15 protein-coding genes and 2 pseudogenes are annotated in these 19444 nt (G+C 67.9%); 5 read left to right on the top strand and 12 right to left on the bottom strand.

Annotated features, from left to right (window positions below; genetic code table 11):
• The first annotated feature begins 52 nt into the window (after positions 1 to 52).
• From tnpC to ACIBAF_RS44250, 3 genes and pseudogenes are all read left to right on the top strand, one after another.
• Positions 53 to 1456, top strand: coding sequence for an IS66 family transposase (tnpC, locus tag ACIBAF_RS44260; RefSeq protein WP_399471636.1), 1404 nt, complete (start codon positions 53 to 55; stop codon positions 1454 to 1456).
• A 195-nt stretch (positions 1457 to 1651) separates the two neighbouring features.
• Positions 1652 to 1744: pseudogene (locus tag ACIBAF_RS44255) on the top strand (hypothetical protein); the annotation flags it as partial.
• Between the two features lie 107 nt (positions 1745 to 1851).
• Positions 1852 to 2874: pseudogene (locus tag ACIBAF_RS44250) on the top strand (IS630 family transposase); the annotation flags it as partial.
• A 337-nt stretch (positions 2875 to 3211) separates the two neighbouring features.
• On the opposite strand, the gene ACIBAF_RS44245 reads toward ACIBAF_RS44250, so the two are convergent.
• The 12 genes from ACIBAF_RS44245 to ACIBAF_RS44190 form a co-directional block, all read right to left on the bottom strand.
• On the bottom strand, positions 3212 to 4066 hold the full coding sequence (locus ACIBAF_RS44245) for a shikimate dehydrogenase (protein WP_399471632.1): 855 nt from the start codon (positions 4064 to 4066) through the stop codon (positions 3212 to 3214).
• Complete coding sequence (gene mltG, locus ACIBAF_RS44240; RefSeq protein ID WP_399471630.1) at positions 4047 to 5762, bottom strand: endolytic transglycosylase MltG; 1716 nt, start codon at positions 5760 to 5762, stop codon at positions 4047 to 4049. Before mltG ends, ACIBAF_RS44245 begins: the two co-directional genes overlap by 20 nt.
• Complete coding sequence (gene iscB / locus ACIBAF_RS44235) at positions 5755 to 7272, bottom strand: RNA-guided endonuclease IscB (RefSeq protein WP_399471628.1); 1518 nt, start codon at positions 7270 to 7272, stop codon at positions 5755 to 5757. The genes mltG and iscB overlap by 8 nt, the downstream gene beginning before the upstream one ends.
• A gap of 389 nt (positions 7273 to 7661) precedes the next feature.
• Positions 7662 to 8126: a Holliday junction resolvase RuvX gene (ruvX, locus tag ACIBAF_RS44230; RefSeq protein ID WP_399471634.1), complete on the bottom strand. Its 465-nt coding sequence runs from the start codon at positions 8124 to 8126 to the stop codon at positions 7662 to 7664.
• Positions 8127 to 8134: 8 nt separating this feature from the next.
• A complete protein-coding gene (alaS, locus tag ACIBAF_RS44225) occupies positions 8135 to 10807 on the bottom strand; it encodes an alanine--tRNA ligase (RefSeq protein WP_399471626.1) in 2673 nt (890 codons plus the stop codon).
• Positions 10807 to 11160 carry a hypothetical protein gene (locus ACIBAF_RS44220; RefSeq protein WP_399471624.1) on the bottom strand — a complete coding sequence of 118 codons (354 nt, stop codon included), beginning with the start codon at positions 11158 to 11160 and terminating at the stop codon, positions 10807 to 10809. Before ACIBAF_RS44220 ends, alaS begins: the two co-directional genes overlap by 1 nt.
• Positions 11161 to 11169: 9 nt before the next feature.
• Positions 11170 to 11610: a DUF948 domain-containing protein gene (locus ACIBAF_RS44215; RefSeq protein WP_399471622.1), complete on the bottom strand. Its 441-nt coding sequence runs from the start codon at positions 11608 to 11610 to the stop codon at positions 11170 to 11172.
• 181 nt (positions 11611 to 11791) lie between these two features.
• On the bottom strand, positions 11792 to 12406 hold the full coding sequence (gene rpsD, locus ACIBAF_RS44210; RefSeq protein ID WP_030038536.1) for a 30S ribosomal protein S4: 615 nt from the start codon (positions 12404 to 12406) through the stop codon (positions 11792 to 11794).
• Between the two features lie 331 nt (positions 12407 to 12737).
• Entirely contained in the window at positions 12738 to 14093 is a 1356-nt protein-coding gene (locus tag ACIBAF_RS44205) for a replication-associated recombination protein A (RefSeq protein ID WP_399471620.1), read from the bottom strand.
• A 55-nt stretch (positions 14094 to 14148) separates the two neighbouring features.
• Positions 14149 to 14808, bottom strand: coding sequence for a vitamin K epoxide reductase family protein (locus tag ACIBAF_RS44200; RefSeq protein ID WP_399471618.1), 660 nt, complete (start codon positions 14806 to 14808; stop codon positions 14149 to 14151).
• A gap of 202 nt (positions 14809 to 15010) precedes the next feature.
• Positions 15011 to 16273: a histidine--tRNA ligase gene (gene hisS, locus ACIBAF_RS44195; protein ID WP_399471615.1), complete on the bottom strand. Its 1263-nt coding sequence runs from the start codon at positions 16271 to 16273 to the stop codon at positions 15011 to 15013.
• A gap of 12 nt (positions 16274 to 16285) precedes the next feature.
• Positions 16286 to 17002: an MBL fold metallo-hydrolase gene (locus tag ACIBAF_RS44190; RefSeq protein ID WP_399471613.1), complete on the bottom strand. Its 717-nt coding sequence runs from the start codon at positions 17000 to 17002 to the stop codon at positions 16286 to 16288.
• Between the two features lie 179 nt (positions 17003 to 17181).
• Here ACIBAF_RS44190 and ACIBAF_RS44185 point away from each other — a divergent pair, with 179 nt between their 5' ends.
• Positions 17182 to 18000: a peptidylprolyl isomerase gene (locus ACIBAF_RS44185; protein ID WP_399471611.1), complete on the top strand. Its 819-nt coding sequence runs from the start codon at positions 17182 to 17184 to the stop codon at positions 17998 to 18000.
• 168 nt (positions 18001 to 18168) lie between these two features.
• A complete protein-coding gene (locus tag ACIBAF_RS44180) occupies positions 18169 to 19398 on the top strand; it encodes a DUF349 domain-containing protein (protein WP_399471609.1) in 1230 nt (409 codons plus the stop codon).
• The last annotated feature ends 46 nt before the right edge of the window (positions 19399 to 19444 follow it).

Here is a 19444-nt window from a genome sequence, read left to right as displayed (position 1 = left end):
GCGAGTACTTTCTGGGGGCGGCCATGGTCGATGTTCCTCTCATGAGAACCATCTGACCCTCTGTCAACACACTCCGCATCTCGGGGGAACCTCACACCTGCACTCGCGTAATAGCACCAACTCCTCGACGCCTCCTTCGAAGGACGGTGATCCGGGCCGGACCCCGCCGCAGAAGGAACGCCGCGCGAAGCCGTCGGGGCGGGCGAAGGGCAAACAGAAGGGTGCGCCGGGCGCTGCGCTGCGCTGGCGCGAGGAGGACGAGCTCGACGACCGCCGCGATCGCTATCCCGAGGGGGCGTGCGGCTGCGGCGCCGACCTCGCCCGGGCGAGCGACCTGGGGGTGGTAGACCGCTACCAGCAGCACGAGATACCGCTGGTGTCGGTCAGCGTGGTGCAGTACGACCAGCACGCGGTGGCCTGCGGCTGCGGAAGAGTGCACACCGCGGCCCGGCCCGAGGGCGCGGGCAGCGGCCGGATCGAGTACGGGCCGAACTTGCGTGGCTACGCGGTCTACCTGCTGGTCGTCCACTTCGTGCCGGTGCACCGGGTCGTGGAGATCCTCACCTCGCTGACCGGCACCGCGCCCTCGGCGGGGTTCGTCCACTCCCTGCTGCGGCGCGCCGCTCGCGCGCTCGCCGCCTGCGACTTCGCGATCCGCACGCTGATCAGCCTCGCGTTCGCCGTCTGTGCGGACGAGACCCCGCTCAAGGTGGGACCGGCCACCCCCGCCGAGGGAAAGAAGGAGGCCAAGGGCTACCTGCACGTCGTCTGCACCGACCTGTACACCCACTTCCTGCTCGGCGACCGCTCCACGAAGACGTTCCGGCAGACGGTTCTGGCCGACCTCGAACCCGGCGCGGTCGCCGTCCACGACCGCTACCAGGCCTATGACAGCACCCAGCTGGGCGACCTGGACCACCAACTGTGCCTGGCCCACGTCCTGCGCGACCTGGCCGGCGCGGCCGAGCTCTACCCCGACGACACCTGGCCCATCCAGCTTGCCGACGAACTGCGGGAACTCATCCACCGCGCCAACCAGGCCCGCACACGCGCTGAGACCTGCCTGCCCGAGCGGATCAAGAGCCTCGGCGTGCGCGGCCTGCGCGCCGCTGTCCGCATCGGCCTGGCCGCGACCACCCCCATCGACGACCACCGGCCCGGCGCCCGTAAGACCCGCCTGCTGCTGGAGGCCTTCCGCGACCGCGAGGACGACTTCCTGCGCTTCACCGCCGACCTGCGCATCCCACCCACCTCGAACCAGGCCGAACGCGACCTACGGCCCGCCAAGATCCAGGAGAACATCTCCGGCCGACTCACCGACCTCGGCCGGGCCAAGGACCGCTACCTGATCCGCGGCGTCCTGTCCACCGTGGTCAAGCACGCGGCCAACCCCCTCATCGTGCTCCGCGACGCCTTCACCGGCACCACCTGGCTCCCACCCGCAGCCCGCGCCTGACACCCCACCAGCCGACGACCACCACGGTCACCGGCCGTCACCCCATGCCCGAAAAGATCACCGAGCGCACACCAGCTGAATGTTTACTCGTCCAGACCAGCGTGAAGAAACTCGTCAATAACAACTCGAAGTAACACAATCAGGATCACGAGACACTAGATATGCCCGGAGGAAAAGCACCGACTGTCCTCCTAAATTACGATGAACTGGCGGATCAGGCTGCTGACCGGCCATGAAGTCGTCGTGAACAGCATCGCAGCGACCACCACCAGGACGGGACTGACAGTTGCGCTTCACGGCGCGGCCAGACTGCGGCTGTCCTGCTTAGCCGCAACACCACCGGATGGCTGCTAGTGTCCTGAGTCTTAGGAAAGCCATAGAAGTATGCTGAGATCATGGCGCGCATGGGTCGGCCGACGGTCGAAGTGGTTCTGACGGATGAGGAGCGTGAGACGTTGCTGCGCTGGTCGCGGCGGGCAACGTCCGCGCAGGCTCTGGCACTGCGGTGCCGGATCGTCCTTGCGTGTGCTGATGGGCTGTCGAACACCCAGGTCGGCGGGGACCTCGGCATCCATCCGACCACGGTGGCCACGTGGCGGAAGCGGTTCGCGGCCCGCCGGCTTGAGGGCCTGGCCGACGAGAAGCGGCCGGGGCCCGCCCGCACGGTGACGGACGAGCAGGTCGAGGACGTGATCGTGCGGACGCTGGAGACGACACCGAAGGGCGCCACCCACTGGTCCACCCGGGAAATGGCGAAGCAGAGCGGGCTGAGCCAGTCGACGGTCTCGCGGATCTGGCGGACCTTCGGCCTCAAACCGCACCAGGTCGACACGTTCAAGCTGAGCAAGGATCCGCAGTTCATCGAGAAGGTCCGCGATGTCGTGGGCCTCTATTTGGACCCTCCCGAGCGTGCCATCGTGCTCTGCGTCGACGAGAAGTCCCAGATACAGGCGCTGGACCGCTCGGCACCTGTGCTGCCGATGATGCCCGGCATGCCCGAGCGTCGCACCCACGACTACCTGCGCGGCGGCGTAACTACCTTGTTCGCGGCGCTCAACACCGCCACGGGCGAGGTCATCGGCTCTCTGCACCGCCGCCACCGCGCCACCGAGTTCAAGAAGTTCCTCGCCAAACTCGACAAGGAAGTCCCCGCCGACCTCGACGTCCACCTCATCTGCGACAACTACGCCACCCACAAGACCCCCGCCATCCAGAAGTGGCTCCTGGCACACCCGCGGTTCCACATGCACTTCACGCCCACCAGCTCCTCATGGCTCAACCAAGTCGAGCGCTGGTTCGCTCTGCTGACGGACAAACAGATCCGGCGCGGCGTCCACAAGAACGTCCAGGCACTGGAGAAAGACATCCGCGACTGGATCGCCCACTGGAACGAGGACCCCCGGCCGTTCACCTGGACCTAGTCCGCCGACGAGATCTTCGAACGCCTCGCCGGCTACCTGAACCGCCTACCGAACCCCGAATCCTAGATATTCAGCCCTTCTGGGACTCAGGACACTAGCTTTGAACTGCATCAGGCGCAGCGGGCGGGAGCCGAGGACTGCATTCGGGGACCCGTGCCGCCAACCTACTCAGCCGACCCCACCACGACACCATGAGAACCAGATCTGGCTGGAGATCAACCAGCCCGCCCTCACCGGCCGGGTCCGCCTCTGGGAGCCTGCAAATCCGGTGGTGCCAGCTCCCAGTTCCGTTCCTCGTAGGGGCCGTTGCGCCACGGATCGCACCGCGCCATGCTCACAACTGGGTGGCCTGTCGAGAGGCCACCGCGTGTTCGGCCGCCTTGCGCATGACCTTCACCGGTGCTGGCGCGCGGCCGGTCATCTGCTCCACCTGGAGGACGGCCTGGTGCACGAGCAGGTCGAGGCCGCTGACGACGGCGCCGCCGAACATGGACCACCGGGCGGCCAGTTCCGTCGGCCAGGGGTCGTAGAGCACGTCGAACAGGGTGGCGGGACGCTCCGGTACGGAGACGGCGAGGGCGTCTGTGGCGCCGGCCGGGGTGGTCGCGACGACCAGCGGGAAGCTCAGGGCGTCGGCGGCGTCCGCCCAGTCGGCGATCCGGACCCCGACGTCGAGCCGCTCGCCCCACTGCCGCATCTCTGCGGCGCGGGCCTCGCTGCGGACAAAGGCGACGATCTCGCCGGTGCAGACCCGGGCCAGGGCCGCGAGCGCGGAGGACGCGGTGGCGCCGGCGCCGAGGATCGCGGCCGAGTCGACCTGTTCGACGCCGTGCTCGCGCAGGGCGGCGACCATGCCGGGGATGTCGGTGTTGTCGCCGACGCGACGGCCGTCCTCGGTGAACACCAGGGTGTTGACCGCGTCGACGGAGGCCGCCGTCGCACTGATCTCGTCGAGCAACGGGATGACCGCACGCTTCAGCGGCATGGTCAGCGACAGCCCGGCCCACTCGGCGCCGAGCCCGTCGACGAAGGAGGGCAGGGCCGCCTCGTCGACCTCGAAGCGGTCGTACGTCCAGCCGGTGAGCTCCAGCGCCTCGTACGCGGCGCGGTGCAGCGCCGGGGAGAGGGAGTGGGCGATGGGGCTGCCGAGTACCGCGGCCCGGCGGGCGTCAGTTGCCCGTGCTGGCATCGAACTTGTCCTTGAGTTTCTGGAATTCCGCGAAGGTCTTGGCGAATTCGGTGTTGCTCTCACCGTCGGTGGCCACGAAATAGATCCAGCCGTCGGCGGTCGGATTCAAGGTGGCCTTCAGCGCGTCGTCGCCGGGATTGCCGATCGGACCGGGCGGCAGACCCTTGTTGGTGTAGGTGTTGTACGGGTCCTTGTTGCTGTTGATCTCGGACGCGCTGATATGGATCTTACTCTCGCCCTTCAGGTAATTGAAGGTCGAGTCGAACTGGAGCAGCTGGTTGGTCTGGTCGTTCGTGGGCTTGAGCCGGTTGTAGACGACTTCCGCCATCTTGCGGTAGTCGTCGTGCGTCTTGCCCTCGGCCTGGACAAGGCTGGCGACCGTGATGACCTGCAGCGGATTGTCCAGATTGAGCGTCTTGGCCTTGGCCGCGAGGTCGTACCCGCCGTACACCTGGTTGGCGTGGGCGACCATCGCCTTCAGGATGGCCTCCGGCTTCATGCCCTTGGCGGCGGGATACGTGCCCGGATAGAGGAAGCCCTCCAGTGGGTCCTTGATGTTGCCGTCGGTATTCGCCCAACTGGGCAGCCCGAGAGTCTTGTACTCCTTCTCGGCGACCTTCTTGGTGGTTCCGGAGGAAAGGGCGAGTTTCTCGTCGATAACCTTGTACACGTCGACATTGCGCTGCCCGGGTTTCGCCAGGACGTTGGCCTGGCTCTTCGGGTCGAGCATCATCTCCACGGCGCTCTTGGCGGACATCTCCTTCTTCAGGATGTACGCGCCCGCCTGGATGCTGCCGGCCTTGGGATTGTTGGTGAACGCGGAGACGAACGCGTCGACGCTCTTGACGACGCCGACGTCCTTGAGCAGCCGGCCGATGGCCGCGCCGCCGGAGCCCTTGGGAACCTGCACGCTGACGGTCTGGCTCGTGCCGCCGCCCGCGTAGTCCGGGGCCACGTCGTAACGATTCTTGTAGAAGTGGTAGCCGAAGTAGCCGACGCCACCGATACCACCGACGAACACCAGTGCGACGATCAGGCAGGCGCAGCCGTTGCGGCTCTTCTTGGTCTTCGTGTCCTTGGCGCCCTTGCCCCGCCGGTTCCCGCGGCCCTCCGGGTCATCGTCGTCCTCGGCGCCGCCGTCGGCGAAGAAGGCGTGCTCGCCCTGGTCGGGCCCGGGATCCCAGTCGGGCTTCTGTTCGATCTCCAGCTCCGCCTGAGCCGGTTCGGGCTCGGGGCGGCGCCGGGCGGGCGGTTCCGGAGGCGGATACGCGTCCGGGGTGTTGTAGAAGTCCGGCTGCTCCGCACCGTAGGCCGCGGCCTGCTGGCCGTAGGGGTCACCGGGGTCGGCCGCGTACGGGACGTGGGCATGGGTGCCCGTGCCGTCCCAGCTGCCCTCCTGGTAACCCTCGTGATAGCCCTGCTGGTTGTGGTGGTTCTGGTGGACGTAGTGCTGCTGTCCCTGGTCGACGTACTGCTGCTGGTCGTAGCCCTGGTACTGCGGGTCGTACGGCTGCGCCTGTCCCTGGCCCCAGTCGCCGTACTCCTGCTGCGACTGCTGCGGGTAGTGGTGCTGCTGGCCGCCGTAGGCAGGCTGATGACCCACGTGGGCCTGCTGCCCTTCCCATCCGCCGTCCCCGTACAACGGGTCCTCCGGATGCCACGGTTCGGAGCCTGAGTGCCGGCCATAGTCAGTCATCAGAGCGGTCGACACGCATGCCTACACCGTTCGCGCTGCGATGCGCATCTTCCTCCTCTCGGGTGATGTAGCCGTAGCCGTCGGCCCGTTGAAGCAACTGGATGTAGCGATGATGAATGCCCTGGGCGATACCACGCCCGGATCGGATATTGAAACGCCCCGTTGAACGCACAGCAACTCGGCCCGTCCAGGAACCCGCATATTTTCCGGAGGGGATGACCGCCCGGACGAGATCACCAGTGGCATAGCCGAAGCTCTGTTTAATACGGGGCAGGCTCAGGCGCGGAAACCCGTACCGGTCAGAACGAGTCCGAGCGTACGTCCCACGGCCCGCCGCAGTCGCGACCAGTACCCTCTCGGGGAAGCGTACGATCGCCATGCCGTCTTTTACCGCACCGACGGCCAGAGCATCCAGCGTGTGCGTCTTTGCCAGCCCGTGGCTCACACGGTTGTATTGTGTACGCCCGGCAGACCAGCTGGATACGGGAAGTCCCGTTGCTCGCAATTGGTCAACGATTCGCCAACGCGTTGCATTCATGACAGCTGCGTCTCTCAATGGAAGCTTCACCTCTGCCAAAATGCGCTTCAGCGCTGCAGGACGATGACTTAGGAAATCCGTCACCGATTGCTTACCCTTTTGCCCATTACATGGCGCACACGCGAGCGTGAGATTAGAGATGCGGTCAGATCCTCCATGAATCCTGGGTTGGATATGCTCTACCTGCAGACGAACATCACTGATTCCGCAGTACGCACATTTCCTCCCCCATTTTTCGAGCAGATATTGACGGACTTCATATCCGGCCAGAGTTCCCTGCCGGTACTCAACGGCCTCAAGGCAAGCTTTACCCTGACTCATAGCATGCGTATCGAACGAGACTCGCTCGACGTGAAGCTCAGAGACAGGAAAGTATCGGATCAACCGTTGAATGGCAGAATCAGTAGTGTCGACTCGATGTTGCAGCGAGGGAGCCAACCAACCACCCGATCGATTGCGGTTGTCGAATCGAGGGGCACGGTAGCGGAGGTTCCTCGACCTCCTTGCACGCCTGTATGCCGCTCGCTGAACCATCGCTTTGTGGATTTGCGCCCCTCGATGCCGTAGTTCGATGGCCACCAGCCCTCGCCGTGTGGTGCAGCCGGCACCGTCCTCACTGCTCGCCGCGTCAAAATCGACAGTGACGGCGATGCCAGTGCCCTTCGAACCAGGATCGATTCGTACTGCGACACCTGGCACCACCGAGTCCTTCGCCACTCGGTCCCTGAGCCTGATGACGAAAGGCGTGTGCCGAGCCACAACCGCCCTTCCCTTGGCCAAGAGTTCGCGAGCACGCGCGGGATGGCAAGGCATCAGTGGGACACCGCACCGGTCCAACACAGCCACGAACGCCGCACCTGAACCGGCGCTCTGGCTTGCACTGCCGTTACCAGCAGTGTTTCCTCCCTCAGCTGTCGCGAACACGGCAGCTGAGGGGTGACGTGCGGGAATCTGGAGGTCAGACTCGCGCATCTCCCCTCGCCCATGTTCCAAGCCAGGTGCCCCAGCATTGCGCGTGGAGCGTCCATCGCCCGTTTCGTCCCTGCTCCCAGGGATGTCTGCTGCGGAGGATTCCAGAGCAGGCCGCTGAGGAAGCACGGCCTGGTGGGTCTTCTCACTTGCTTGAAACGTAGTCACCGATACACCTCCTCGACGCAGTGACTCGGGCTGGTCACTCATGGGCCTGACCGCCTGCAGCGGACATGCCCGCGGCCCGAAGGCTGCAGAGCGAGTGACCGATCCCCTAGAGCCGCGAGACAGCCAGCACCTGAGCGTTCACCGCCCAGGAGACCACCCGCCTCGTTACTGTGCGGCAGCTGTTCGAACACCGCCGCATCGCGCGGAACGTTACCGTATCGCGATCAGATGACCACTTCGACGCCCTCGCCCGGTGCTTTACCTGACACCCGTTCGGATTCCAGGGCCTGCTGAAGGATGATCACAGCGGCTGCCTGGTCGATCACCGACCGGCCCTTCTTCGACTTCACCCCTGAGGCGCGCAGTCCCTGACTGGCCGTCACGGTTGTCATCCGCTCGTCCACCAGACGTACGGATACGGGAGCGATTCCGTTCGCCAGCTCCTGTGCGAAGCCGCGAACCTTTACCGCGGCGGGACCCTCGCCCCCTTTGAGGGAGCGAGGGAGACCGACGACGACCTCGATCGGCTCGTATTCCTCGACCAGCTGCCTCAGCCGGCGATGGGCGGCGGGGACGTCCCGGCCGGGGACCGTCTCGACCGGGGTGGCGAGGATCCCGTCGGGGTCGCACGAGGCGACCCCGATCCGGGCGTCCCCGACGTCGATCGCGAGTCGACGGCCCTTCCGCATCGGATGGCTCACTTGGCCGTTTCCACCACGAGCCGCTCGACGGCGTCCACGGCCTCGCCGATCGCGGCCGGGTTCTGGCCGCCGCCCTGGGCGACGTCCGGCTTGCCGCCACCGCCGCCGCCGAGGGACTTGGCGGCCGTACGGACCAGCTCGCCGGCCTTGAGGCCGCGCTCGCGGGCGGCCTCGTTGGTGGCGATGACCGTCAGCGGCTTGCCGTTGTTGACCGTGAACAGGGCGACCACGGCGGCACGTCCGCCCTGGATGCGGCCGCGCACGTCGAGGACCAGCTTGCGCAGGTCGTCGGGGGTGGTGCCGTCCGGGACCTGACCGGTGACGAGCGCCACACCGCGCACGTCCTTGGCCGACTCGACGAGACCGGCGGCGGCCTGGAGGACCTTCTCCGCGCGGAACTTCTCGATCTCCTTCTCGGCGTCCTTCAGCTTGCCGAGCATGGCGGACACCTTCTCCGGGAGCTCCTCCGGGCGGCCCTTGATCAGCTCCTGGAGCTGGGCGACGACCGTGTGCTCACGGGCCAGGAAGTTGTAGGCGTCGACGCCGACGAGGGCCTCGATACGGCGCACACCCGAGCCGATCGACGACTCGCCGAGCAGCTTCACCAGGCCCAGCTGGGCGGTGTTGTGCACATGGGTGCCGCCGCACAGCTCCTTGGAGAAGTCGCCGATGGTCACGACGCGGACGCGCTCGCCGTACTTCTCGCCGAACTCGGCGATGGCGCCCTGCTTCTTGGCCTCGTCGATGCCCATGATGTCGGCGCGCACGTCGAGATCGCGGGCGAGCACCTCGTTGATCTTCTGCTCGACGTCGGTCATGACGGCCGTCGGGACGGCGGACGGGGAGCCGAAGTCGAAGCGGAAACGGCCGGGCTGGTTCTCGGAACCGGCCTGGGCGGCCGTCGGGCCGAGGGCGTCGCGCAGGGCCTGGTGGGTGAGGTGGGTGGCCGAGTGGGCGCGGGCGATGGCCGTGCGGCGACGGTTGTCGATGGCGGCGTGGGCCTTGGCGCCGACCGTCACCTCGCCGACCTGGACCACGCCCTTGTGGACGTAGACGCCCGGAACCGGCTTCTGGCAGTCGCGGATCTCGATGACGGCGCCGGTGTCGACCTTGATCCGGCCGGTGTCGCCGATCTGACCGCCGCCCTCGGCGTAGAACGGCGTGCGGTCGAGGACGATCTCGACCTCGTCGCCCTCGGTGGCGGCCGGGGAGGAGGCGCCGTCGACGAGGATGCCGACGATCGTGGACTCGCTCTCGGTGTCGGCGTAGCCGATGAAGTCGGTGGCACCGGCCTGGTCGGCGACCTCGCGGTAGGCGCCGGCGCCGGCGTGGCCGGTCTTCTTGGCCTGGGCGTCGGCCTTGGCGCGCTCCCGCTGCTCCTTCATCAGGCGGCGGAAGCCGTCCTCGTCCACGGAGAGGCCCTGTTCGGCGGCCATCTCCAGGGTGAGGTCGATGGGGAAGCCCCAGGTGTCGTGGAGCAGGAAGGCCTTGTCACCGGCGAGGACCTTGCCGCCGGAGGCCTTGGTCTCGGTGACGGCGGTGTCGAGGATGTTGGTGCCGGCCTTGAGCGTCTTGAGGAAGGCGTTCTCCTCGGCGAGGGCGACCTTCTCGATGCGCTCGCGGTCGGTGATCAGCTCCGGGTACTGCTGACCCATCATCTCGATGACCGTGTCGATCAGGCCCTTGACGACCGGGCCGGTGGCGCCGAGCAGACGCATGTTGCGGATGGCGCGGCGCATGATGCGGCGCAGGACGTAACCGCGGCCCTCGTTGCCGGGGGTGACGCCGTCGCCGATGAGCATCACCGAAGTGCGCATGTGGTCGGTGACCACGCGCAGAGAGACGTCGGAGTCGTGGGCGTCGCCGTACTCGACGCCGGTCAGCTCGGTGGCCTTCTTGATGACGGCCATGGAGGTGTCGATCTCGTACATGTTCTGCACGCCCTGCAGAATCATGGCGAGCCGCTCCATGCCGAGGCCCGTGTCGATGTTCTTGCTGGGCAGCTCGCCGAGGATCTCGAAGTTGTCCTTGCCGATGCCCTCCCCGCGTTCGTACTGCATGAAGACGAGGTTCCAGATCTCCACGTACCGCTCGTCGTTGACGGCGGGGCCGCCCTCGACGCCGAACTCGGGGCCGCGGTCGTAGTTGATCTCGGAACAGGGTCCGCAGGGGCCGGGGACGCCCATGGACCAGTAGTTGTCCTTCATGCCGAGGCGCTGGATGCGCTCCTTCGGCACACCGACGACCTCGTGCCAGATGCGCTCGGCCTCGTCGTCCTCCAGGTAGACGGTGATCCAGAGCTTCTCCGGCTCCAGGCCGTAACCCCCCTTGTCCTGGGGGCTGGTGAGCAGCTCCCAGGCGTACTTGATGGCGCCTTCCTTGAAGTAGTCGCCGAAGGAGAAGTTGCCGCACATCTGGAAGAACGTGCCGTGCCGGGTGGTCTTGCCGACCTCTTCGATGTCGGGCGTGCGCACGCACTTCTGCACGCTGGTGGCGCGCGCCCACGGCGGCTTGACCTCGCCCAGGAAGTACGGCTTGAACGGAACCATGCCGGCGGGGACCAGGAGCAGAGTCGGGTCGTCCGCGATGAGCGACGCCGACGGGACGACGGTGTGCCCGCGCTCCTCGTAGAAGCTCAGCCAGCGGCGGCGGATCTCGGCCGACTCCATCAGTGGTCCTCATTCCGGTTGTACGAGTACGTCGTGTTCTCGATGTACTTGGCGTTCTTCGGTGTGCTGCTGTTCTCGATGGCGGCGTACCGCCTGGGTGCGGGGAGTTCGGGGTCCTCGTGGATCCCCAGCGCCTCCCCCAGCTCGGCCTCCCGCTGGGCCATGTTGTCGCGGACGTCGAGGGCGAAGCCCACCGCGCGGTCCTTGAGACGCGCTCCCGTCTCGAACGCCTTGTTGGCCGCGGTCGCGGCGAGGCTCTCGGGGGTCAGCTGCCTCAGCTTGCGGTTGACCTTGGTGGTGGCCCAGACACCGGCGGCTACGCCCGTGGTGAACCAGAAGGTACGGCGGAACATGGCTGGCTCTCAGTCCCTCTTTCCACGGGCGTTCCGCTTCTCCCGCCGGGAGACCGTGCGGCCCACGATCACGGTACGCCGGGGCTTGCCGGCGGGCGCGGCTTCCTTGCGGCCGCCGAGGGCCTGGCGTACCCCGTACCCGAAGGCGGCGACCTTGACCAGGGGGCCGCCGAAGGTGGAGGCGACGGTCGTCGAGAGCGCGGAGGCGTTCGACGTGACTTCCTGGACGTCGGTGGCGATCGCGTCGACCCGGTCGATCTGGGTCTGTGCGGAGCGCACCGCCGCGGAGGCGTCGGCGAGCAGCGGGACGGCCTGTTCGGTCACGTCCGCGACGAGCCGGGTGGTCGCTCTGAGCGTCTGGGCCAGCCTTGCCAGCGCGACGGCGAGGAAGGAGACCAGGATCGCCCAGAAGACGGCCACCAGGATCCCGGCCACCTCACCACCGGACACCGTGCACCTGCTTCCCGCTCTTCGGCGAAATCGATTGGGTTCCGAGCCTATCGCGCCGTCGCTGCCGTTCCGTACCGGATTAGGGGTGTGCGAAGGCCCGCCGTCCCACCTGCCCGGAAGGCAGGGAGACGACGGGCCTGGGCGCAGAAGTCCTACGACCGCAGAACGATCCGGGAAAGGATCAGCGGGCGTAGTACTCGACGACGAGCTGCTCGTCGCAGATGACCGGGATCTCCTTGCGGTTCGGCTCACGGTCCAGGCGGAACGCCAGGGCCTTGAGGTTCACCTGGAGGTAGCGCGGGGTCTCGCCCTCGGGGGCGAAGCCGCCCTCACGGGAGATGGAGAAGAGGGTCTTCTCGCGGCTGCGCTCTCGGACCATCACGACGTCGTCGGGACGGACGCGGAAGGACGGCTTGTCGACCTTCTGGCCGTTGACCTCGATGTGGCCGTGGACGACCATCTGGCGGGCCTGGTAGATCGTGCGGGCGATGCCCGAACGCAGGACCAGCGCGTCGAGACGGCGCTCGAGCTCGATGATCAGGGCCTCACCGGTCTTGCCCTGGACCTTGGAGGCACGCTCGTAGGCGCGGACGAGCTGACGCTCGGACACGTCGTACTGCGCGCGCAGACGCTGCTTCTCGAGCAGACGGACCTTGTAGTCCGAGTTCTGCTTGCGGCCACGGCCGTGCTCGCCCGGCGGGTAGGGGCGGGCCTCGAAGTACTTGACGGCCTTCGGGGTCAGCGCGATGCCGAGGGCACGCGACTTCTTGACCTTGGGGCGGGACTGATTCGCCACTGTTTCTTCTCTTTCCTGGGTTTCGGCTCACCAGAGTTAAGGGAGGTCGCATCCGCAGCCGGGGAAACCCGTTTTCCGTCCTTGCGGACAGGCCGGGCAGCCGCTCCCTGGTCTGGGCACAACGTGCAGCACGCGAGTGGCCCACCGACCTGTCCCGGAGTTCCGGGTGGTGGTGGGCTGCCCGCGACACCGTTCGACGGTGCGCGACGCTCCTGGATGCCCCTGCCCGAGGGCCGGGTCTCCGGCTGGATGTCCCGTTCTGGTGAACCGGCCCCTCTGTGAAAAGGATCCGGAAACGGGACGCAGCACTTCGGGCGAGTCTACAGGGTGCTCACGACCCCTTGCGACCGAGGTGCTGTCTGGTCCACTCGACCGCGTCGGCGTAGCGGGCCTCGGCGCCGTGCCGGGAGGGCGCGTAGTACTCCCGGCCGTGGACGGCGTCCGGGGCGTACTGCTGGGCGGCGATGCCCTCGGGCAGGTCGTGCGGATACACGTACCCCTGCGCGTGCCCCAGTTTGGCGGCGCCCTTGTAGTGCCCGTCGCGCAGATGCGGCGGAACGGGCCCGGCCAGCCCCTTGCGTACGTCGTCCATGGCGGCGCCGATCGCCGTCGTCGCGGCGTTGGACTTGGGGGCCAGGGCGAGGGCGATGGTGGCGTGGCTGAGGGTGAGGGCGGCCTCGGGGAAGCCGATCATGGCGACGGCCTGGGCAGCGGCGACAGCGATCGGCAGGGCGTTCGGATCGGCGAGGCCGATGTCCTCGCTGGCGGAGATCATCAGGCGGCGGGCGATGAAGCGGGGGTCCTCGCCGGCCTCGATCATGCGGGCCAGGTAGTGCAGGGCGGCGTCGACGTCCGAGCCCCGGATGGACTTGATCAGCGCACTGGCCACGTCGTAGTGCTGGTCGCCGTCGCGGTCGTACTTCACGGCCGCGCGGTCGACCGTCTGCTCCAGGGTCTGCAGGCTGATCTCGGTCTCGTCCTGGTCGAGGGCGGCGCCGGCGGCGGCCTCCAGGGCGGTCAGGGCCCGGCGTGCGTCGCCGCCGGCGATGCGCAGAAGGTGGGCCTCGGTGTCCTCGGGGAGGGTGACGGCGCCCTTGAGGCCGCGGTCGTCGGCCAGTGCGCGCCTGACGAGATCGCGGAGGTCGTCGTCGGTGAGGGGTTCGAGGGTCAGCAGGAGGGAGCGGGACAGGAGCGGGGAGATGACCGAGAAGTACGGGTTCTCCGTCGTCGCCGCGATCAGCGTCACCCAGCGGTTCTCGACGGCCGGGAGGAGGGAGTCCTGCTGGGCCTTGCTGAAGCGGTGGATCTCGTCGAGGAAGAGGACGGTCTCCTTGCCGTAGCCGCCGATGGCGCGGCGGGCGCCGTCGATGACCGAGCGGACCTCCTTGACGCCCGCGGTGATGGCCGACAGCTCCACGAACCGCTTGTCGGTGGCCTTGGAGACGACGTACGCCAGAGTCGTCTTCCCCGTGCCGGGCGGTCCCCAGAGGATCACGGACGACGGGCCCGCCGGGCCCTTGGCGCCGTCGCCGACCAGGCGGCGCAGGGGTGAGCCCGGCTTCAGCAGGTGCTGCTGGCCCACCACCTCGTCGAGCGTGCGCGGACGCATCCGGACCGCCAGGGGGCTCCCCGCGGGGTCCTTCTCCTGGCGGTCCTCTGCTGCGGCGGTGAACAGGTCGGGCTCCACGCTGAAACCCTAAGCCACCGCACCGACAGCGCGGCGGGCCGGGGGACGGGGCCCGTCAGCTGGTCCAGAAGTCCCACCAGCGGGTCAGGACCAGCATGCCGATGATGCCGATGTGCAGCACGGGCACGATCCAGGTGAACTCGCCGAAGAAGCTCTTCAGCCAGCCGGGCGCGGGCAGGAAGCCGTTGCGGATGTTGAAGGAGGTCACGTACCAGAACATGGTGATCGTGGCGACCCAGGCCAGCGAGCACCACAGGCACAGGGCGTTGATCTCGTACAGCGACTGGTACTGCAGCCAGGTGCAGAAGGACACGCCGAAGAGCGTGCCGAAGTTGAAGGTCAGCCAGTACCAGCGCGGGAAGGCGGCCCGGGTCAGCAGGCTCATGGCGACGCAGATGACGATGCCGTAGCAGACCAGGCCGAGCATCGGGTTGGGGAAGCCGAAGGCGGCGGCCTGCTTGGACTCCATCACGCTGCCGCAGGAGACGACGGGGTTCAGGCTGCAGCCCGGCGTGTAGGACGTGCCCGCGACCTTGGCCTCGAGCAGCTTGAACTTGTCGGCCGTGATGACCCACGCGGCGAGCAGACCAGCCGCGCCGGTGATCAGCAGCAGGATCGCGAACGCACGGCTGCCGCCCACCGTCCGGGGCTCGGTCGCGGCGACGCGCTCGGGCTCGGACTCCGTGGAGACGTCTTTGACTGTCGTCTTGCTCATCACGCCGATCCGTCACTTGAGAGTTGGACCATCTTCGGGCAGGGGCCATTGTGCCGCACAGGGCCGTGTGGCCACCGTTCACTGGACATAAGGAGGTACGCGCGGGCACCCCCAGGCGTTCGGTTTCGGCCGATGGGCGAGCCAGGACAGCACACCCGAGCGAAGGGTGCCGGATCGGACGATCCGGCGCCCACGCGTGGCCCTAACCCAGCCTCGACTCCAGTTCCGCCACGATCTCGTTCACGCCGATCGCCGCCTGCTCACCGGTCTCCATGTCCTTGAGCTGGACGACGCCCTCGGCGAGGTCGCGTTCGCCGGCGACGACCGTGTAGCGGGCCCCGCTGCGGTTGGCGTTCTTCATGGCGCCCTTGAGCCCCTTGACGCCGTAGGAGAAGTCGGCGGCGATGCCGACCTTGCGGAGCTCGGTGACCTTGGCGAACAGGACCCGGCGGGCCTCCTCGCCCAGCGGCACCGCGAACACGCTGGTCGTGGAGGGGAGTTCGAGCTCGACGCCCTCCGCCTCCAGGGCGAGCACCGTGCGGTCGACGCCCAGCGCCCAGCCCACCGACGGCAGCGCGGGGCCGCCGAGCATCTCGGAGAGGCCGTCGTAGCGGCCGCCGCCGCCCACCGCGGACTGGGAGCCCAACCCGTCGTGGACGAACTCGAACGTCGTGCGCGTGTAGTAGTCCAGGCCGCGGACCAGCTTCGGGTCGTCCTCGAAGGCGACGCCCGCCGCCGTGATCAGCTCGCGGACCTCCTCGTGGTACGCCTTGCAGCCGTCGCAGAGGTAGTCGCGCAGCAGCGGGGCGTCCCCGAGCTGCTTCTGGACCGACTCGCGCTTGTCGTCCAGGACGCGCAGCGGGTTGATCTCCGCCCGGCGCAGGGTGTCCTCGTCCAGGTCCAGGCCGCGCAGGAAGTCCTGCAGCGCCGCGCGGTACACCGGACGGCACTCCTGGTCGCCCAGGCTGTTCAGCAGGATGCGGAAATCGCGCAGCCCCAAGGAGCGGTACGCCTGGTCCGCGAGGATGATCAGCTCGGCGTCCAGCGCCGGGTCCTCCGCGCCGATCGCCTCGGCGCCGACCTGGGAGAAGTGCCTGTAGCGGCCTTTCTGGGGGCGCTCGTAGCGGTAGTACGAGCCCGAGTACCAGAGCTTGACCGGCAGGTTGCCCACCTTGTGCAGGTTGGCCTCCAGCGCGGCGCGCAGCACTGAGGCGGTTCCCTCGGGGCGCAGGGCCAGCTTGTCGCCGCCCTTGGTCTCGAAGGCGTACATCTCCTTCGTCACGATGTCGGTGGACTCGCCGACGCCGCGCGCGAAGAGCTCCACGTTCTCGAAGCCGGGCGTCTCGACATAGCCGTAGCCGGAGTTGCGCAGGGGCGCGGCGATCGCCTCGCGCACCGCGAGGAACTTCGCGGAGTCGGGCGGCAGCAGGTCGTACGTGCCCTTGGGGGCCTTGAAGGTGCTCACGGAAGTCTCTCGTCACATTCCTCGTCGGGGAGGGGTGTTCGCTCCCGCTCCCTGGCCGCCGGCCGCCACCTGCCGCAGATACTGGTTGGTGGCGCGCTCCTGGCCGATGGTCGTCTGGGGGCCGTGGCCGGACAGCACCACGGTCGAGTCGTCGAGCGGCAGGCACACGCGGGCCAGCGAGTCGAGCATCTCGGCCATGTCGCCGCCGGGCATGTCGGTGCGTCCGATGGAGCCGGCGAACAGCAGATCCCCGGAGAAGAAGACCGAGGGGATCTCGGTCGTCTCGGGCATCCGGAAGGTCACCGACCCCTTGGTATGGCCCGGCGCGTGCGCGACGGAGAACTCCAGACCCGCCAGGTCCAGCCGTACGCCGTCGGTCAGCTCCCGGACGTCGTCCGGCTCCCCCACGGTCAGCTCGCCCATCAGCGGCATGCCGAGGGACCGGCCGAGCGCCTTCTCGGGGTCGCTCATCATGTACCGGTCCTCGGGGTGGATCCAGGCCGGTACGTCGTGCGCGCCGCACACCGGGACGACCGAGGCCACATGGTCGATGTGGCCGTGGGTGAGGACGACGGCGACGGGCTTGAGCCGATGCTTCCTGATCGCTTCCTCGACTCCGGGGGCCGCCTGGTGGCCCGGGTCGATGATCACGCACTCCTCACCGGCGGCGGGGGCGACGAGATAACAGTTCGTCCCCCAGGCCCCGGCGGGGAACCCGGCAATGAGCACGATCGTCCTTCGTTTGTGTCGATACGCGTGGGCTTCTGACGGCTGCGCCAGTGGTCAGAGCCTACCGGCGCTGCCGTTTCCTCAGCGAACCCATATACGGTACGGGGCACACGCAGGCGGTCGGCTCACAAGACGCACGCGCCCCAGTCGACGTACGAGACGCACGAGGAGAGAACGCGGTGGTCACCCAGGAACAGCGGAAGCGTCAGCTCGCCCGGGAGAAGTTCTTGCGGCAGCAGCAGCGGCGCACCTCCGCCCGACGCAAGGCGCGCATGCGCAACTCGGTGATCGCGTCGGTGCTCGGCGTGATCGTCATCGGCAGCCTGGCGCTGTACACGACCGGCGTCCTGAAGGGCGACGACGACAAGACGAACGCGAGCTCCGAGACCACGCCCTCCGCGTCGCCCAGCGCCGCGAAGGACCCGTGCGAGAAGCCGGCCGCGGGCTCGATCAAGACACAGACCTGGAAGAAGGAGCCGGCGGTCACGATCGACACGTCGGCGAAGTACACGATGACGCTCGCGACGACGTGCGGTGACATCGGCATAGCGCTGAAGGCCAAGGCCGCGCCGCACACGGTGAACTCGTTCGACTTCCTCGCCGGCAAGGGCTACTTCGACCACACCAAGTGCCACCGGCTCACCACCAACGGCATCTACGTGCTGCAGTGCGGCGACCCGACGGGCCAGGGCAGCGGCGGCCCCGGCTACACGATTCCGGACGAGAACCTGAAGGACGCCAGCCTCAAGAACAACACCTACCCCGCGGGCACGATCGCGATGGCCAACACCGGTCAGGCGCACACCGGCGGCAGCCAGTTCTTCCTCGTCTACCGGGACAGTCAGCTGCCGCCCAGCTACACGCCGTTCGGTACGGTGTCGGCCGACGGCATGAAGGTTCTGCAGAAGATCGCCGCCGCGGGCGAGAACACGGGCGCCGGTGACGGGGCCCCGAACGCGACGGTCGTGATCAACAAGGCGACGGTCACGAAATCCTGACGACGAACTGACGACAATCCGACGACTAAGGCGCGGTCAACTGCGCAATTTCGGTCGCGCTGGATGCGGACAGGCGGCCCGCCGGTCGCCTATGTTGGCCGTGACGAAACTGTGGACGATGCCCAGGGGCGCTGACGCCCCTCGGAGGCATCATGTGGAGGAGGCGCTGTGAGCAGCGACCCGTGGGGCCGCGTCGACGAGACGGGCACCGTGTACGTGCGTACGGCCGACGGCGAGCAGGTGGTCGGTTCCTGGCAGGCAGGCTCCCCCGAGGAAGCCCTGGCCTACTTCGAGCGCAAGTACGAGGGCCTGGTTGTCGAGATCGGCCTCCTCGAGAAGCGAGTGCAGACCACGGATCTGTCGGCGAAGGACGCGCAGGTCGCCATCGACCACATCCGCGAGCAGGTGGACGCGCACCACGCGGTCGGCGATCTTCAGGCCCTGCGGGACCGGCTGGACAAGCTCGTGGCGACCGTCGAGTCGCGGCGCGAGGAGCGCAAGCAGCAGCGTGCCAAGCAGTCCGACGAGGCCCGTAAGGCCAAGGAGGACCTGGTCACCGAGGCGGAGCAGCTCGCGCAGTCCGACCAGTGGCGGGCCGCCGGTGAGCGGCTGCGCTCCCTGGTGGACACCTGGAAGGGTCTGCCGCGGCTGGACCGCAAGTCGGACGACGAGCTGTGGCATCGGTTCTCGCACGCGCGTTCGGCGTTCTCCAAGCGCCGCAAGGCGCACTTCGCGCAGCTGGACGCGCAGCGCGAGGACGCCCGCCGGATCAAGGAGCGGCTGGTCTCCGAGGCCGAGGGGCTGTCCGGTTCGACGGACTGGGGTCCGACGGCCGCGCGTTACCGCGAGCTGATGGCGGAGTGGAAGGCGGCGGGCCGCGCCCAGCGCGAGCACGAAGACGACCTGTGGAACCGCTTCCGCGGCGCCCAGGACGTCTTCTTCGCCGCCCGCAGCTCGGTGTTCGCCGAGCGGGACGCGGAGCAGACGGAGAACCTGAAGCTGAAGGAGGAACTGGCCGAGGAGGCCGAGAAGCTCCTGCCGATCGGTGACCTGAAGGCGACGCGGGCCGCGTTCCGCTCGATCAACGAACGCTGGGAGGCCATCGGCCACGTCCCGCGCGACGCGCGGCCGAAGGTCGAGGGCCGGATGCACGCCGTGGAGCGGGCGATCCAGGAGTCCGAGGAGGCCGAGTGGCGCCGGACGAACCCGGAGGCACGCGCGCGTGCCGAGGGTCTGACCGGTCAGCTCCAGGCCGCCGTGGACAAGCTGCGGACGCAGATCGAGCAGGCTCGCGCCCAGGGCAACACGGCGAAGGCCGACAAGCTGGAGCGGGAGCTGGAGGGCCGTCAGGCGCTGCTGGACCAGGCGCTGAAGGGTCTGCACGAGTTCGGCGGCTGAGTTCGGCGGCTGAGTTCGGCCGGGTTCTCTTCGACGTGCGGCCCGG

The sequence above is a fragment of the Streptomyces sp. NPDC051677 genome (assembly GCF_044453465.1).
Lineage (GTDB): Bacteria > Actinomycetota > Actinomycetes > Streptomycetales > Streptomycetaceae > Streptomyces.
The sequence above is the reverse complement of the archived record's forward strand: the minus strand, read 5'-3'. Positions and strand labels throughout refer to the sequence as shown.